This is a genomic window from Rhizobium sp. YS-1r (assembly GCF_000757525.1).
Taxonomy (GTDB): domain Bacteria; phylum Pseudomonadota; class Alphaproteobacteria; order Rhizobiales; family Rhizobiaceae; genus Neorhizobium; species Neorhizobium petrolearium.
The window spans coordinates 946,062-961,308 of the sequence record NZ_JPYQ01000056.1 but is presented as its reverse complement, the minus strand read 5'-3'; the positions used below and the strand labels follow the sequence as shown (position 1 = coordinate 961,308).

Sequence of the window (15,247 nt, the reverse complement as noted above, 5' to 3'; positions counted from 1 at the left end):
CCTCCAGGGCCGTCACAAGTCCACGAAGACCACTTGTGCCGAACTTCATGAAGTACCCATATGAAAATTACAGCCCTCATCATTCCAGGGTTCGTTTCGCATGGAAATAAAGCCGAAACTCGCGACGCCGTAAACTGTCATTACTGACCTAATCTATACCAGGATTGTCTTTGAAATCATTATATATACCGTCATGAGTGCCAATCAGTCTTCCCTCTCCCGCAGCGCTTGGCCGGATTCGGATAATGGTGTTATCTTGTTTTTGTAAATAAGCCTATCAGGATTGCCTGACTGATTGATGTCGGCCGAATGCACTGCTTCGGCTTTCCAGGGATGGAACCCTATGGGACTGAATGTCTTCAAGTCTGTCGCCTTCGTCGTCCCGCTTGCCGGCCTAGCGTTTCTCATGGAGTTCGGAGAGAAGACGGATGAGAGTGCCTGCTCCGGAACTCTTGCCTTCGAGAAGGCACGGCAGCTTATGGAAGACCGCCCGGAGGTGATCGACATGTCCTTGAAAGGCTTTCGGTGGGTGGACGATTGCCGTTTCGCCATGAATGGTTATGCAGATGTCGAGACCGGCGCAGGTCCGGACCGCCTGGGTTTCGAACTCTTGGTGGCTTTCGATCCGCAAGCGCGCCGATGGCAGCAGGCCGGCTTTTCGATGACGCGTTAGACCGCGCCGAGGACTCCCGGGCGCCCGGATCTTCAGTAGCGGATAAAGGGAGAATGGCGGACAGAGAGGGATTCGAACCCTCGATACGCTTTCACGTATACACGCGTTCCAGGCGTGCGCCTTCAACCACTCGGCCACCTGTCCTTGGAGTAAGGGCTGCATTGAAATCGGGGCAACGCAGCGGTCGGGCGCGATATATACCGATGAATTCTCAGGGATCAACCGGAATCTGAACGATTTTTGACACCGGCCCACAAAAGCTTCGCCGCCTCGTTGCCAAGCCCGCCGAACCTGCCTTATTTCTGCGGGGCGGATTGCGGCCGGACAGTATCGGGTGGGCCGCAGATAACGAACGGCTTTGTCTGGAATGAGAATCGTCCGGGGTATCTTCCATCTGTTGAGTGCTTTTGCGCTTCTGGCCGCGATCGTTGCCGGCGTGCTGGATTCGATCCAGTCGGTTTCAGCTTCGTCGGTCGTGGTGACGAGCCTCGGCAACGCCTGGCTCAATCTTGATCCGGAAAGCCTGACGCTCGCCGAGATCTCCGCCGAGACCTATGTCAGCCCCGATATCTGGCGGCCCTTCGTGACACCGGTGCTGGCCCAGCCGGCTTTTGCCGTGTTCCTGGTGCTGGCGCTTCTTTTCTGGATGGCCGGATATCGCAAGCCGCGCTTCGCCGGGCGGTTTTCCGCCTGACGGGGATAACGCCCTGCCTATCGATGGTCCATGAAAGTCGCCCGGAGCTGCGAATTTATGCAGTTTCGTCAACTCTTTGGATAAGTTTTCGGCAATTCGTTCGTTTTTTACCAGTTGAAAAAAATCTCGTGAATTTTTCCGAAACCCGTGCAAGAGTGGCCGGAGCCGGACCCTTGGAAAAGAGGGCAGGTGGCCGCAGATGTACCGGGGAACGGGCTTGCGGGAGGATCCAAACAGCTAAAAAACAGGGCTGCACAATGAAGAAAACCTTTTTGAGCCTCATTGCCTTGGCTGCCATGTCGGCAACGGCGCTTGCCGCAGAGGTCAAGCCGGCATTGGTCTACGGTACCGGCGGCAAGTTCGACAAATCCTTCAACGAGGCCGCCTTTGCGGGCGCCGAACAGTTCAAGAAGGAAACGGGCATCGAGTTCCGGGATTTCGAGCCCACCAACGACACCCAGGGCGAACAGGCCATCCGCAACTTTGCAAGCCGTGGTTTCAATCCGGTCGTGGCCGTCTCGTTTGCGTGGACCTCGGCCATGGAAAAGGTCGCAGCCGAATATCCTGACACCAAGTTCGCGATCGTCGATTCCGTCGTCGACCTGCCGAACGTCCGCTCCGTCCTTTATAAGGAAGAAGAGGGCTCCTATCTCGTCGGCCTTCTCGCCGGCATGGCCTCCAAGACCGGCAAGGTCGGCTTCATCGGCGGCATGGACATCCCGCTGATCCGCAAGTTCGGTTGCGGCTATGTCCAGGGCGTCAAGGCCGCCAAGGCCGATGCTCAGGTCTTCCAGAACATGACCGGCACGACGGGTGCGGCCTGGAACGATCCGGTCCGCGGCGGCGAGCTCACCAAGAACCAGATCGACCAGGGCGCCGACGTGATCTATGCGGCAGCCGGTGCGACAGGCCTCGGCGTGCTGCAGACGGCGGCCGACAACAAGAAGCTTTCGATCGGTGTCGACTCCAACCAGAACCACCTGCATCCGGGTTCCGTCCTGACCTCAATGGTCAAGCGCGTCGATCTTGCTGTCTACAATGCGTTCAAGGATACCAAGGACGACAAGTTCTCGGCCGGCATCCAGGCTCTGGGCGTCAAGGAAGACGGTGTCGCCTACGCACTCGACGACAACAACAAGTCGCTCATCACGCCGGAAATGAAAACCGCCGTTGAAAAGGCCAAGGCCGACATCATCTCGGGCGCCGTCAAGGTGCACGACTACATGTCGGACAATTCCTGCCCGAACTAAGGACGGTTGCAGGGGCGCATGGCGACGGGAATCGCCATGCGCCCTTTTTGCATATCAAGCGGAAAGGCGGACGATTGAGCCTCGACTCTTCCAATGAGCCCGCGATCGAGCTTGTCGGCATCGACAAGCGGTTCGGCGCGGTGCATGCAAACAAGAACATCAATCTGACGGTTGCCAAGGGCTCGATCCACGGCATCATCGGGGAAAACGGTGCCGGAAAATCGACGCTGATGTCGATCCTCTACGGCTTCTATCATGCCGACCAGGGTGAAATCCGCATTTCGGGCAAGCCGATCACCATACGCGACAGCCAGGCGGCGATCGCCGCCGGCATCGGCATGGTGCACCAGCATTTCATGCTGGTCGAGAACTTCACGGTCCTGGAAAACGTCATGCTCGGCGCCGAAGGCGGCCAATTGCTTCGCAAGGGCGTTGCGAGTACCCGCCAGGAGCTGAAGCGCCTGGAGGACGACTACGGCCTGGAGGTCGATCCGGACGCGGTCATCGAGGAACTGCCGGTCGGCAGCCAGCAGCGCGTCGAAATCCTGAAGGCGCTTTATCGCGGCGCCGAGATCCTCATTCTCGACGAACCGACGGGCGTGCTCACCCCGGCTGAGGCGGACCACCTTTTCAAGGTGCTGCGGGTACTGCGCGACCAGGGCAAGACGATCATTCTGATCACCCACAAGCTGCGCGAGATCATGGCGATCACCGACACGGTTTCCGTCATGCGCCGGGGCGAAATGGTTGCGACCCGCAAGACGGCCGGGACGACGGTGGAAGAACTCGCCGAGCTGATGGTCGGCCGCCGGGTGCTGTTGCGGGTCGAAAAGGGCGAGGCCAAGCCCGGCAAGGTCCTGCTCTCCGTCAGGAACCTGACGGTCAAGGACAGCCGCGGCGTCACCATGGTGGATAATGTCTCTCTGGAGGTTCGCGCCGGCGAGATCGTCGGCATTGCGGGTGTTGCCGGCAACGGCCAGTCGGAGCTTCTGGAGGCGATTGCCGGTATCCGCAAGCCGGCCTCCGGCGAGATCTTCCTCGATGGCAAACCGGTTGCCGGCGTCGGTCCGGCCGAATTGCGCAGTCTCGGCCTTGCCCACATCCCGGAAGACCGTCACCACATGGGCCTTGTGCTGAAATTCGAGGAATACGAGAACTCGATCCTCGGCTATCACCGCGACCAGCGTTACGGGCGTGGTGCGTTGCTGGACCTCGATGCCATCCGCAAGGATGCGGAGGAGAAGATCGCCAAATACGATATCCGTCCGCCGAACCCGCGATTGAGGACGGCGAATTTCTCCGGCGGCAACCAGCAGAAGATCGTCGTCGCGCGCGAGATCGAGCGCGATCCGAACGTCCTGATCATCGGTCAGCCGACCCGCGGCGTCGATATCGGCGCGATCGAATTCATCCACAAGCGCATCATCGAGATGCGCGATGCCGGCAAAGCGGTGCTCCTGGTTTCGGTCGAGCTCGATGAGATACGCTCTCTCTCCGACCGCATCCTGGTGATGTTTGCCGGCAAGGTCGTCGGCGAAAAGTCGGGCGAGGCGGGTGAGCAGACACTGGGCCTGATGATGGCCGGGATTGCCGCATGACCTTTGAAGGATCGATCTGTTTGAACCATGAGATGCTGAGCGCCATGACGGCGGCCGGAAAGGTGCGGGAGGAGATATGAGCACCGCATCCGTTCCGCTTCCTGCCTGGATCAATTACGGCGTCATCCCGCTCCTCAATCTTGTCCTTGCCTTCTTCTTCTCGGGACTTGTCGTCTGGGCGATCGGCGAAAATCCGTTCGAGGCGCTGCAGCTTCTGTTGATCGGCGCGCTTGGCCGCGGGGAGGGCATAGGCTTTACCCTGTTCTACACGACGAGCTTCATCTTCACCGGTCTGTCCGTAGCGGTCGCCATCCATGCGGGTCTGTTCAACATCGGTTCGGAAGGGCAGGCCTATCTCGGTGGTCTGGGGGCGGCCCTGGTGGCGCTCTCGCTGGACCATTACGTCCCCTGGTACGTCACCATGCCGTTTGCGGTGATCGGAGCGGCATTGTTCGGCGCGGCTTGCGCCGCCGTTCCCGCCTGGCTTCAGGCCAAGCGGGGCAGCCATATCGTCATCACCACGATCATGTTCAATTTCATCGTCTCGTCGCTGATGAATTACGTGCTGGTGCGCGTGCTGATCGTACCGGGCAAGATGGCGCCTGAAACCCGCACCTTTCTGCCCGGCGGGCAACTCCCCAAGCTCGACTGGCTGATCTCCATGTTCGGCGGCAAGCTGGGGGCGGCACCCCTCAACTTTTCCTTCCTGATTGCGCTCGTCATGTGCTTCCTGGTCTGGGTGCTGATCTGGCGCACCAGGCTGGGCTACGAGATGCGCACGCTCGGCATCAGCCCGAGTGCTGCGAGCTACGCCGGCATCCCCTATGCGAAGATCGTCATGATCACCATGCTGATTTCCGGTGGCCTGGCCGGCATGATGGCGCTCAATCCGGTCATGGGCGCGTCCGCCCGCCTGCAGATCGAATTCGTCGGTGGCGCCGGTTTCGTCGGCATCGCCGTGTCGCTCATGGGCCGAAACCATCCCGTCGGCATCATCTTGTCGGCGCTGCTTTTCGGCATTCTCTATCAGGGTGGCGCGGAACTCTCGTTCGACATGCCGAAAGTCACCCGTGATATGATCGTCGTCATCCAGGGCATGGTGATCCTGTTCGCCGGTGCATTGGAATATATGCTCCGCCCGGCCATCGTCCGGCTCTACCAGCAGGCCGTAGGCGGCAAATAGGCGGGAACGAGGCTCATGGATTATTTCGATATTCTCATCAGCATTCTCGGCTCGGCGATCCGCCTGTCGGTCCCGCTGCTGTTCACCGCGCTTGCCGGACTGTTTTCCGAACGCGCCGGCATCTTCGATATCGGGCTGGAAGGCAAGATGCTGGCGTCCGCCTTCGCATCCGCCTGCGTGGCCTACTGGACCGGCAATGCCTGGCTCGGCCTCCTTGCGGGCATCGGCATATCGATCGTCTTTTCGCTCGTGCACGGCTTTGCCTCGATCACCAATCGCGGCAATCAGATCGTCTCCGGCGTGGCCCTGAACTTCGTGGCCGCAGGTCTGACGATCGTGCTGGGCCAGGCCTGGTTCAACCAGGGAGGACGAACGGGGCAGGTGCCGCCCGAAGGTCGCTTCTCCTCCATCGTCCTGCCCGGTGCGGATGCCATGCGTGAGGTGCCGATCATCGGGCCGCTTTATGCCAACGTCATTTCCGGCAATAATATCCTGACCTATATCGCCTTCCTGATGGTGCCGGTTTCCTGGTGGGTGCTTTATCGCACGCGCTTCGGTCTTAGGCTGCGGGCCGTTGGCGAAAATCCGGGCGCGGTGGATACGGCCGGCATTTCCGTGAGCTGGCTCAGGTATCGCGCGCTGATCGTGGCGGGCTTCCTCTGCGGCTTCTCGGGGACCTATCTGGCAATTGCCCAATCGGCTGCCTTCATCAACAACATGTCGGCCGGCAAGGGCTATATTGCGCTTGCCGCGCTGATCTTCGCCAAGTGGAAGCCGGTGCCGGTCATGCTGGCCTGCCTGCTTTTCGGTTTCCTGGATGCCTTCGCGAACTTCATGCAGGGAAAATCGGTGCCGCTGGTCGGCGAAGTGCCGGTTCAGATTTTCCAGGCGCTGCCCTATATTCTGACCTGCGTGCTGCTGGCGGGCTTCATTGGCATCGCCCGTCCGCCCAAGGCGGGCGGCGTGCCCTATACGAAGGAGCGTTGATCGATGTCTCATGAGCTTTTCGAAGCCGCTCGCGAGGCGATGACCAAGGCCTATGCGCCCTATTCGAAATTCCCGGTGGGCGTGGCGATCCGGGCCGACGATGGAAAGGTCTATCTCGGCGCCAATATCGAGAACCTTTCCTTTCCCCAGGGGTGGTGCGCCGAGCCGACCGCGATCGGTGCGATGATCATGGGTGGAGCTAAGAAGATCGAGGAACTCGCCGTGATCGCTGAAAAGCTGCCGCTCTGCACGCCATGCGGCGGCTGCCGGCAGAAGATTTCGGAATTCGCGGCGGCCGATACCCGTATCTATCTTTGCGACGATGCCGGCGTTCAGAAGGCGGTCACCATGGCCGAGCTTCTGCCCTACGCCTTCGAAACGGATGTGATCGGATGAGAGAGGTTGTCGACCTGCTCGTGGATCGCCTTGGTGGCCTCATGCCGCGCCATGCGATCGTGCTTGGCTCCGGCCTGGGTTCGCTGGTCGATGAGGTGAAGGGGCAGGTCCGCATTCCCTACGGAATGCTGGAAGGCTTTCCGGTCAGCGGTGTCACCGGTCACGCGGGCGAACTGGTCGCCGGCCGCCTGGGCGGCACGCCGGTCATCATGCTTTCGGGCCGGGCCCATTATTATGAACATGGCGACGCGAAGGCGATGCGCTTTCCGATCGAGGTCTTGAAAGGGCTCGGCGTCCGGTCGCTGATCCTCACGAACTCGGCGGGATCGCTCCGCGAAGACATGCCGCCCGGTTCGGTCATGCAGATCACCGACCACATCAACTATTCCGGCATGAATCCGTTGATTGGAGAGAAGGGCGACCGCCGTTTCGTCGGGATGACCAGTGCCTATGACGCGGGCCTTGCTCTGGACATGCGCAATGCGGCCATTCGCTGCGGTATTCCCCTGTTTTCCGGCGTCTATATGTGGTTCTCCGGCCCGAGTTTCGAAACGCCGGCGGAGATCCGCATGGCGCGAATCCTGGGTGCCGACGCGGTCGGCATGTCGACGGTGCCGGAAGTCATTCTCGCGCGCTATTTCGGGCTAAAGGTTGCGGCGGCTTCGGTCATCACCAATTTCGGTGCGGGCATGACCGGCGCGGAGTTGAGCCACGAGGAGACCAAGGACATGGCGCCCGTCGGCGGGCAGCGATTGGCCGCGATCCTGAAAGAAATCTTGGCTTGATTACACGATAGATTTCAAACGGATACGTTCCGTGTGGCGATCTGCCCCCAGGCTGCGGGTTGCATCTAATCGTTTGAACGATAAATATACCGGCTGATTTAAGCCGGGGAGGCACACGAAATGGAACTCCTGAGCCCACGCGAGGTGGCAGCCTTCGCGCTCTCGCTTCTCGACCTGACGAACCTGCGCGACGATTGCGACAATGCCGCGATCGAGAAACTGTGCCTGCGCGCCGAGACGCCCTACGGCCATACCGCGGCCATCTGCATCTGGCCGCGTTTCGTTGCGCATGCGCGCGCCATCCTGGGGCCTGAGCATGCGGTCCGCATCGCCACCGTGGTGAATTTCCCATCGGGCGACCTGGCCGTCGCGAATGTCGTGGAGGAAACGAAGAAGGCGATCGAGGACGGTGCCGACGAAATCGACATGGTCATCCCCTATCGCAAGTTTCTGGCCGGCGACGAGGCTGCCGTGACGGAGATGGTCGAGGCTGTGCGCGCCGCATGCCCGAATGCCTGCCTGAAGGTGATCCTCGAGACGGGGGAACTGAAGGACAGCGGCTTCATCCGCCGCGCTTCCGAGCTCGCAATCGCCGCCGGCGCGGATTTCATCAAGACCTCGACAGGCAAGGTCGCCGTCAATGCGACGCTTGAAGCGGCCGACATCATGCTGCAGGCGATCCGGGATTCCAAAAGGCGCGTCGGCTTCAAGCCCGCGGGTGGCATCGGCAGCGTTGCGGATGCCGATCTCTATCTGCGCCTTGCCGAAACCATCATGGGTCCGAACTGGATCATGCCGTCGACATTCCGTTTCGGGGCATCCGGCCTGCTCGACGATATCCTGGGCCTCCTGAGCGGCAGCACCGCCATTCGCGCGTCGGGCGGCTACTGAAGAGAAGATCATGATCCCGCAGGAAATCATCCGCCGCAAACGCGACGGGCAGATTCTTTCCGCTGAAGAGATCGGAGCCTTCATCGCAGGCCTGACGAAGGAGGAAATCACCGAGGGTCAGGCGGCGGCCTTCGCCATGGCTGTCTTCTTTCGGGGCATGTCCCGTAATGAGACAGTGGCGTTGACGCTCGCGATGCGTGATTCCGGCACGGTTCTGGATTGGCGCGGCCTCGATCGTCCCGTGGCGGACAAGCATTCGACAGGCGGCGTCGGTGACAACGTTTCCTTGATGCTGGCGCCGATCGTCGCGGCCTGCGGCCTTGCGGTCCCGATGATTTCTGGCCGTGGGCTGGGACACACGGGCGGCACGCTCGACAAGCTGCAGTCGATCCCCGGTTATGATGTCATGCCGGAAGAGGCTCTCTTCCGGAAGGTCGTCGATGAGATTGGCTGTGCCATAATAGGACAGACCGCCGAGCTTGCGCCTGCAGACCGGCGTCTCTATGCGATCCGCGACGTCACCGCGACGGTGGAGTCCGTGCCGCTGATCACCGCTTCCATCCTGTCGAAGAAGCTTGCCGCGGGTCTTGGCAGTCTGGTGCTCGACGTCAAGGTCGGCAACGGCGCCTTCATGGAAAGTCTGGAGGAAGCCGAGACACTCGCCCGCTCTCTGGTCGAGGTGGCGAACGGTGCAGGTGTCAGGACCGCCGCATTGCTGACCAACATGAATGAACCGCTTGCCGATGCGGCCGGTAACACGCTCGAGGTCATCAACTGCCTCGATTTTCTGGCTGGGCTGAAGCCTGGCACGCGGCTGGAAACGGTTGTCATCGCGGAAGCCGCCGAAATGCTGGTTCTGGCCGGCATTGCCGGCGACCGGCCGGAAGCGGGGGAGAATGCCCGGCAGGTTCTGGCATCCGGCGAGGCGATGGAGCGTTTCGCCCGCATGGTGCATGCGCTGGGCGGGCCATCTGATTTTTGCGAGCGCCCTGATGCCTATCTTGAGCGTGCACCGGTGCGGCTGCGCGTTGAGGCGCCGCAGGACGGATATCTTACGGCTTGCGAGACCCGTGCTCTCGGTCTGGCCGTGGTCGAACTCGGCGGCGGACGCAGGCGCGCGGCGGATGCGATCGATCATCGTGTCGGCATCAGCGAACTTCTGCCTTTAGGCACACGGGTTTCAAAAGGCGAGCCGATCGCCATGGTGCATGCGAAAACCCGGGAGGATGCGGAGCGGATCGCGAAGGACGTGGCTCGTTTCTACACGATCGCCGACACGCCGCCTGAACCATCGCCGGTCGTCATCGAGCGCATCGGCTGATCATTGGGTGAGCTTCAGGATTCCGCGTTCCACCTGGAAGGCTTTCAGCCTCTTGAGAAAGCTCATTCCGACCAGCGTGCCCGAGAGTGCCTCGTCGCGCAGCACGAAGGCATCGACGTCCTTCACCCGCACGCTGCCGATCTCGATCCGGTCGAGCACGACATGCGCGGCTTCCGTGCCGCCGTTGGCGGTATTGGCGGTATGGCGGAAATCCAGGCTGTTCACGCCGAAGCCGAGCCTTCTCGCCGTGCTTTCGTTGATCGCCACCAGGGAAGCGCCGGTATCCACCAGACCGTCGATGGATTTGCCGTTGATGCGGAACATGCCGATGAAATGGCCACGCCCGTCGGCCTTCAGGGAGACGCTGCCCGGCGCGATCGCTACGGGCTCGGGCCTCGCCGGCACCTCGACTGCCGGGGCCTCCTGCGGCTGGCCGTCGAACTTGATCATCGCGGGAATCTGGGTGGCGATGAGCGTTACGATGGCTGCGAAAATGACTGTGCGCAGAAGCATGACCGTCCCCTCGGCATGAATCGGTATCGTCTTCCGATAGCGCGAAATCCATAAGAAAACGGCCCATGGAGCTTCCACGGACCGTTCATTTCAAAGTTTGGTAAGGAAACTCTGAAGTCTACTTTGTGCCATACATGCGGTCACCGGCGTCGCCGAGGCCGGGCACGATATAACCCTTCTCGTTGAGATGGCTGTCGATCGCAGCGGTATAAATCTTGACGTCCGGATGGGCGCCCTGGAAATTCTTGATGCCTTCCGGAGCGGCTAGCAGGCAGAGGAAGCGGATGTTGTGAGCGCCGCGCTCCTTCAGCTTGTCCACCGCCGCGATCGAGGAATTGCCGGTCGCCAGCATCGGATCGACCACGATGATGAGCCGTTCGGCAATGTCTTCCGGCGCCTTGAAGTAATATTCGACCGGCTGCAGCGTTTCGTGGTCGCGATAGACGCCGATATGCGAGACGCGTGCCGAAGGCACAAGTTCGAGCATGCCCTCCAGAAGGCCGTTGCCGGCGCGCAGGATGGAGGCGAAGACGAGTTTCTTGCCTTCGACGACGGGCGCCTGCATTTCGGTAAGCGGCGTCTCGATCGTCTCCATGGTCAGTTCGAGGTCGCGGGTCACTTCATAGCAGAGCAGCATGGAAATCTCGCGCAGCAGCCGTCGGAAGCCGGCCGTCGAGGTTTCTTTCTTGCGCATGATCGTCAGCTTGTGCTGCACCAGCGGATGATCGATGACAGTGACGCCGTCCATGAGCTTCCCCTTATTCCTGCCTGTTCCTTCTTTTGAGGAAAAAGCCACGTTCCGCAAGCCGTCAGGCGCGTTTTGCGGCCTCGTCCCCAGCCTGTGCGTCGAAACGCGCCAGCAACCTGCAGCGCGTATCCTCGTCGACGAAGGCGGCCTCGAGCGCCGTGCGTGTCATGGTATCGATCTCCTGATCCGAAAATCCCATGATTTTCGAGGCAATCTCGTATTCGTGGGCCAGTGACGTACCGAAGAAGGGTGGATCGTCGGAATTGAGGCAGACACGCACGCCGGCGGCCTTGAGCCGCCTCAGCGGATGACTGTCGAAGTCCGGGAAGACGTTCAGAGCGATGTTGGAGCCCGGGCAGACCTCCAGCACGATGCCGAGATCGGCAAGACGCGCCACCAGCACCGGGTCTTCGATCGCACGCACGCCATGCCCGATCCGCGAAGGTTTTACGAGATCGAGTGCATCGGAGACACTGAAGGCACCGCAGACTTCTCCGGCATGGATCGTCAGCCCGAGTCCCGCATCGCGGGCGATGTCGAAAGCGCGCGCATAGTCGGCGACTCGGCCCATGCGCTCTTCGCCGGCCATGTTGAAGCCCGTCACCAGCGGGTTCTTTGCCCGTGCGGCATATTCTGCGGCGGCGATTACCCGGTCCGGACCGAAGTGCCGTTCGCCGGTGACGATGATGCGCGCCTCGATACCGGTCTTTTCACGCGCGGCATGGATACCGTCCGAGATGCCGGCAAGGTAGGCGTCGGCCCCGAGCCCGATCCGGTCGCCATGGTCCGGCGAGACGATGATCTCGCTATAGATCGCATTGGCGTCGGCAAGCTCCGTCAGGTAGGTCTCGGTCAGCAGTGCATAGTCGTCGGCCGTCTTGAAGAGGGCAGCGACTGCGTCATAACAGATGAGGAATTCGGCAAAGTCCGACCAGACATAGGCGCCGTTGCGCAAAATGTGGCTCGTATCGACGCCGTATTTTTTGGCCTGCGCTGCGGCAAGTGCCGGCGGCGCCGCGCCTTCGATGTGGCAATGGATTTCGGCCTTGAGAAGGTGCGCAGTCAAAGGAAGCTCCGTCCGTGCGGTCCCGGCGGGATGGAGAGGTGGGCGGCGATCGTCTCCGCGATATCCGCATAGGTCGACCTCAGCCCGATGGAACGGGAGCGTATTCCGGGGCCGAATGCCATGATCGGCACCCGTTCGCGGGTATGGTCGGTTCCGCGCCAGGTCGGATCGCAGCCGTGGTCGGCGGTGAGGATCACCAGATCGCCGGGCTTCAGCCGTCGGTGAATGTCCGGCAATGCGCGATCGAAGGCTTCGAGCGCCGCCGCATAGCCGGGAACGTCGCGGCGATGGCCGTAAAGCATGTCGAAATCGACGAAATTGGTGAAGACGAGATCGCCGACGGCTGCCTCGTCCATCGCGGAAAGCGTCGCGTCCATCAGGGCCGCATTGCCGTTTGCCTTGATCACGCGCGATACGCCTTGATGGGCAAAGATATCGCCGATCTTGCCGATGGCGTGTACCGATCGTCCCTCCTGGATCAATCGGTCGAGGAGTGTCGGTTCGGGCGGGGGAACGGAAAAGTCGCGGCGGTTGCCGGTGCGCTCGAAGGTTTCCGCCGTCTCGCCGACGAAGGGGCGCGCGATCACCCGGCCGATGTTGAGCGGGTCGAGCAACTCGCGCACCACCTGGCAGAGCTTGATGAGCCGGTCGAGGCCGAAATGGGTCTCGTGGGCGGCGATCTGGAACACGGAGTCGCTTGAGGTATAGCAGATCGGTTTTCCGGTGCGGATATGTTCCTCTCCCAGGCGTGCGATGATCTCCGTGCCTGAAGCATGGCAATTGCCGAGAATGCCCGGAATATTGCCTTCCCGGCAGATCGCCTCGATCAGTTCGGGCGGAAACGCATCGCCCTCGCCCGGGAAATAACCCCAGTCGAACATCACTGGAGTTCCGGCGATCTCCCAATGCCCGGATGGCGTATCCTTGCCGTGGGAAACCTCGTTTGCCGCGCCATAGAGGCCGAAAACGCGCTCGGGCATCGGCATGCCGTCCGGATAGTTGCCGCTGGCAAGCTTGGCGATTTCGAGAAGTCCGAGCGAAGACATATTCGGCAGGTGCAGCGGACCTTCCCGAAGGCCGGCCCGGTTGCCGGCGCCGGCGGCACAGAATTCCGCGATATGTCCGAGTGTGTTGGAACCCAGATCGCCGTAGTCTTCCGCATCGCGGGCGCCGCCCACGCCGAAGGAGTCGAGAACGAACAGGAAGGCACGTGCCATTGGTCACCTGGGTACTGGGATGCAATTCGGCCGGCATTTCTCAACCGGCATGAACTGGGACTCATATAACCGCAGACGTGGCTTGGCAAAGGGGATGGTGTTTCCCTCTCACCCGCAATCGGTACAGGAAATGCTGTCTCCGAAACGCTGGCGATAGAAAAATTCCTGGCCGATCGGGATTTCCTGCAGGTTTGTCGGCACGAGGCCGGACATGAACATCAGGAGGTCGTGTTTCACCAGAACCTCGGATCGTATCAGGAAGGAGCTGGCAAGGCGCATCTTCTCGGGGACATCGACGGGCGAGCCGACGGCATAGGGTACGCCCTCGCCGTTCTGCCAGGACCATGCGACGATCGGGTTGCCGTCGGCATCGATTGTGACGCCGGTAATCTTGATGCTCAAATTGTTCGGTGTGTAGGGCACGAAAATGCTTGCGGCCAGATGCGGCATCGTCGCGAGAAAGGCCGTGTTCACACTCGCCTCGCGGGCCACGAGGTCGGCAATGGTGTCGGCACTGTGCGTCACTCTCTTCGAGACGCTGAATCCGATCGTCAGCTCGAAGGAGGTGATGTAGAGGCTCAAGAGAAGCGGCGCGATAAGCGCGAATTCGACGGCTCCGACGCCGCGCCGGTCGGCAATGAACTGCCTGAGCGCGATGAGGAAGCCCTGTGGCCGCTTCTGCGATTGCGGTTTTTGCCCTTCCATCACGGATAGTCCTCGTTTCGGACGGTGGATGTCTGCACGATCAGGAAATAGTTGTCGCCGCTGGCGGGCTGGACATTGGTTATCAGGGGCCGGATCAGGTCTGTGATGACGTCCCAGCGATAGTAGGCGCGCACCATGTTGATGGTCTTCTGCGCGCCCGGCGAATAGGCGAACGCGGATGTATCCAGGTCACCGTCCGGCGTGAGAGGGACAGAGTCCGGTACATCCTCGAAGTCCGTGAAACTGCGGACGTCTAGCCATAGCTTGTTTGGCGTGCCGATCTCCGCCTCGCTGCACTTGATCATGATCGACACTTCGTCGCAGAAAGCGCGCCGGAATTCGGTGCTGCTGGTGTTGCCCGCGGTGATACTGCCGGTTCTGATCCTGCGCGCCATCGTGTCGACGGCGTTCCCGACGAGCTGCTCGCCGGTATAGGCGATGAAGGTCTCGATGATCGCGAAAATGATTATGAAGTAGGGGATGGCGAGCAGGGCGAATTCGATCGCCGCCGCACCGTCCCGCGAGCGGAGGATCCGCCGCCACGCTCCCTTGCGCCTGTTCCTCGCCGGCACAGGCGCACCCTCTCTGGTCTCGTCATGATCCTGGCACATGCTTTCCGCCCGACAGCCCTTTTGAGCGTCCGGATCGTACGTGGGGATTGTTGAGATTCCGTTGCCGCGATGGCTGGGAGTTTAACGACCTGTCCCCGATCAGGGCGAGGCGCTGCTGTTGCTGCTGGTGTCGTTCTTGAACTCCGCGTGCTGTTCGCAATTGGGCGTGCAGGACAGGACGGAACGGGCTGTCTGCCGGTAGACGCGCACGGTATTTCCCTCGTCGATCGAAACGAGGATGCGCTCGTCGGCAATCGCATTGCCTTCCGTATCGAGCAGCACGAGGTTCGTCGTCCCGAAGCTGCGGCCCGTGAGCACGATCGTGGTGGGATCCGCAACCGTGGCGTCGGCGACGTTCGAATTGCCGACGATGACCTTGCTGACCGGCCGGTCGAGCTTCAGCACGCGCGCGTGATTCATGAAGACGCGCAGCAGGCCGCTTTCCTGCTCTTCTTGTGCAGCGGCTTGTCCCGCAACGGCAGAGACCAGGCCGCCAAGGACGGCAAGTCGAAGCATGACGCTACGGAACAGCATGGAAGGCGGCCTTTGGATGCAGTTTATGGTTCGCAAAGAATGGATGCGATTGGTGAATGAAGAGTTAAGCGGCAC

Annotated in this window: 17 protein-coding genes and 1 tRNA gene; 10 read left to right on the top strand and 8 right to left on the bottom strand. The window is 61.0% G+C overall.

The annotated features are described in order from the left end of the window. Positions 1-343: 343 nt before the first annotated feature. Positions 344-673 carry a hypothetical protein gene (locus tag JL39_RS30340; RefSeq protein WP_037159626.1) on the top strand — a complete coding sequence of 110 codons (330 nt, stop codon included), beginning with the start codon at positions 344-346 and terminating at the stop codon, positions 671-673. 54 nt (positions 674-727) lie between these two features. Here JL39_RS30340 and JL39_RS30335 read toward each other — a convergent pair. Further along, positions 728-817: transfer RNA gene (locus JL39_RS30335), tRNA-Ser, on the bottom strand. A 223-nt stretch (positions 818-1,040) separates the two neighbouring features. Here JL39_RS30335 and JL39_RS30330 point away from each other — a divergent pair. The 9 genes from JL39_RS30330 (at position 1,041) to deoA (ending at position 9,778) form a co-directional block, all read left to right on the top strand. Next, on the top strand, positions 1,041-1,367 hold the full coding sequence (locus JL39_RS30330; RefSeq protein WP_037159624.1) for a hypothetical protein: 327 nt from the start codon (positions 1,041-1,043) through the stop codon (positions 1,365-1,367). A gap of 257 nt (positions 1,368-1,624) precedes the next feature. Beyond that, positions 1,625-2,617, top strand: coding sequence for a BMP family ABC transporter substrate-binding protein (locus tag JL39_RS30325; protein ID WP_037159620.1), 993 nt, complete (start codon positions 1,625-1,627; stop codon positions 2,615-2,617). A 74-nt stretch (positions 2,618-2,691) separates the two neighbouring features. Further along, positions 2,692-4,215 (top strand): ABC transporter ATP-binding protein, encoded by a 1,524-nt coding sequence (locus JL39_RS30320; RefSeq protein ID WP_037159617.1) that lies wholly within the window; start codon positions 2,692-2,694, stop codon positions 4,213-4,215. Positions 4,216-4,291: 76 nt separating this feature from the next. Next, entirely contained in the window at positions 4,292-5,398 is a 1,107-nt protein-coding gene (locus tag JL39_RS30315) for an ABC transporter permease (RefSeq protein ID WP_037159614.1), read from the top strand. A gap of 15 nt (positions 5,399-5,413) precedes the next feature. After that, a complete protein-coding gene (locus JL39_RS30310; protein WP_037159611.1) occupies positions 5,414-6,385 on the top strand; it encodes an ABC transporter permease in 972 nt (323 codons plus the stop codon). Positions 6,386-6,388: 3 nt separating this feature from the next. Next, positions 6,389-6,781 carry a cytidine deaminase gene (locus JL39_RS30305; protein ID WP_037159609.1) on the top strand — a complete coding sequence of 131 codons (393 nt, stop codon included), beginning with the start codon at positions 6,389-6,391 and terminating at the stop codon, positions 6,779-6,781. After that, on the top strand, positions 6,778-7,566 hold the full coding sequence (locus JL39_RS30300) for a purine-nucleoside phosphorylase (RefSeq protein ID WP_037159606.1): 789 nt from the start codon (positions 6,778-6,780) through the stop codon (positions 7,564-7,566). The genes JL39_RS30305 and JL39_RS30300 overlap by 4 nt, the downstream gene beginning before the upstream one ends. Before the next feature lie 120 nt (positions 7,567-7,686). Further along, positions 7,687-8,457 (top strand): deoxyribose-phosphate aldolase, encoded by a 771-nt coding sequence (gene deoC, locus JL39_RS30295; RefSeq protein WP_037159603.1) that lies wholly within the window; start codon positions 7,687-7,689, stop codon positions 8,455-8,457. Positions 8,458-8,467: 10 nt separating this feature from the next. Continuing rightward, a complete protein-coding gene (gene deoA, locus JL39_RS30290) occupies positions 8,468-9,778 on the top strand; it encodes a thymidine phosphorylase (RefSeq protein ID WP_037159600.1) in 1,311 nt (436 codons plus the stop codon). Here the strand turns inward: deoA and JL39_RS30285 are convergent, their stop codons facing one another. The 7 genes from JL39_RS30285 to JL39_RS30255 all read right to left on the bottom strand — a co-directional run bounded on the left by JL39_RS30285 (position 9,779) and on the right by JL39_RS30255 (position 15,172). Beyond that, complete coding sequence (locus JL39_RS30285; RefSeq protein WP_037159597.1) at positions 9,779-10,291, bottom strand: TIGR02281 family clan AA aspartic protease; 513 nt, start codon at positions 10,289-10,291, stop codon at positions 9,779-9,781. Positions 10,292-10,409: 118 nt separating this feature from the next. Further along, positions 10,410-11,039, bottom strand: a complete 630-nt coding sequence (upp, locus tag JL39_RS30280; RefSeq protein WP_037159594.1) for a uracil phosphoribosyltransferase — start codon at positions 11,037-11,039, stop codon at positions 10,410-10,412. 61 nt (positions 11,040-11,100) lie between these two features. Then, positions 11,101-12,105: an adenosine deaminase gene (locus JL39_RS30275; protein ID WP_037159590.1), complete on the bottom strand. Its 1,005-nt coding sequence runs from the start codon at positions 12,103-12,105 to the stop codon at positions 11,101-11,103. Beyond that, a complete protein-coding gene (locus tag JL39_RS30270) occupies positions 12,102-13,322 on the bottom strand; it encodes a phosphopentomutase (protein ID WP_037159586.1) in 1,221 nt (406 codons plus the stop codon). Before JL39_RS30270 ends, JL39_RS30275 begins: the two co-directional genes overlap by 4 nt. Before the next feature lie 108 nt (positions 13,323-13,430). Continuing rightward, positions 13,431-14,027 (bottom strand): TadE/TadG family type IV pilus assembly protein, encoded by a 597-nt coding sequence (locus JL39_RS30265; RefSeq protein WP_052183186.1) that lies wholly within the window; start codon positions 14,025-14,027, stop codon positions 13,431-13,433. Beyond that, positions 14,027-14,638, bottom strand: a complete 612-nt coding sequence (locus tag JL39_RS30260) for a TadE/TadG family type IV pilus assembly protein (RefSeq protein ID WP_037159583.1) — start codon at positions 14,636-14,638, stop codon at positions 14,027-14,029. The genes JL39_RS30265 and JL39_RS30260 overlap by 1 nt, the downstream gene beginning before the upstream one ends. 99 nt (positions 14,639-14,737) lie before the next feature. Further along, positions 14,738-15,172 carry a pilus assembly protein N-terminal domain-containing protein gene (locus tag JL39_RS30255; RefSeq protein WP_081953035.1) on the bottom strand — a complete coding sequence of 145 codons (435 nt, stop codon included), beginning with the start codon at positions 15,170-15,172 and terminating at the stop codon, positions 14,738-14,740. Between the last annotated feature and the right edge of the window lie 75 nt (positions 15,173-15,247).

What these genes read in the sequence shown, in the direction of transcription:
- JL39_RS30265 (WP_052183186.1), bottom strand. Translation starts at nt 14,027, where the DNA reads ATGGAAGGGCAAAAACCGCAATCGCAGAAGCGGCCACAGGGCTTCCTC.
- deoC (WP_037159603.1), top strand. Translation starts at nt 7,687, where the DNA reads ATGGAACTCCTGAGCCCACGCGAGGTGGCAGCCTTCGCGCTCTCGCTT.
- JL39_RS30270 (WP_037159586.1), bottom strand. Translation starts at nt 13,322, where the DNA reads ATGGCACGTGCCTTCCTGTTCGTTCTCGACTCCTTCGGCGTGGGCGGC.
- JL39_RS30255 (WP_081953035.1), bottom strand. Translation starts at nt 15,172, where the DNA reads ATGCTGTTCCGTAGCGTCATGCTTCGACTTGCCGTCCTTGGCGGCCTG.
- JL39_RS30310 (WP_037159611.1), top strand. Translation starts at nt 5,414, where the DNA reads ATGGATTATTTCGATATTCTCATCAGCATTCTCGGCTCGGCGATCCGC.
- JL39_RS30315 (WP_037159614.1), top strand. Translation starts at nt 4,292, where the DNA reads ATGAGCACCGCATCCGTTCCGCTTCCTGCCTGGATCAATTACGGCGTC.
- JL39_RS30330 (WP_037159624.1), top strand. Translation starts at nt 1,041, where the DNA reads ATGAGAATCGTCCGGGGTATCTTCCATCTGTTGAGTGCTTTTGCGCTT.
- JL39_RS30260 (WP_037159583.1), bottom strand. Translation starts at nt 14,638, where the DNA reads ATGTGCCAGGATCATGACGAGACCAGAGAGGGTGCGCCTGTGCCGGCG.
- JL39_RS30285 (WP_037159597.1), bottom strand. Translation starts at nt 10,291, where the DNA reads ATGCTTCTGCGCACAGTCATTTTCGCAGCCATCGTAACGCTCATCGCC.
- JL39_RS30340 (WP_037159626.1), top strand. Translation starts at nt 344, where the DNA reads ATGGGACTGAATGTCTTCAAGTCTGTCGCCTTCGTCGTCCCGCTTGCC.
- JL39_RS30305 (WP_037159609.1), top strand. Translation starts at nt 6,389, where the DNA reads ATGTCTCATGAGCTTTTCGAAGCCGCTCGCGAGGCGATGACCAAGGCC.
- upp (WP_037159594.1), bottom strand. Translation starts at nt 11,039, where the DNA reads ATGGACGGCGTCACTGTCATCGATCATCCGCTGGTGCAGCACAAGCTG.
- JL39_RS30300 (WP_037159606.1), top strand. Translation starts at nt 6,778, where the DNA reads ATGAGAGAGGTTGTCGACCTGCTCGTGGATCGCCTTGGTGGCCTCATG.
- deoA (WP_037159600.1), top strand. Translation starts at nt 8,468, where the DNA reads ATGATCCCGCAGGAAATCATCCGCCGCAAACGCGACGGGCAGATTCTT.
- JL39_RS30325 (WP_037159620.1), top strand. Translation starts at nt 1,625, where the DNA reads ATGAAGAAAACCTTTTTGAGCCTCATTGCCTTGGCTGCCATGTCGGCA.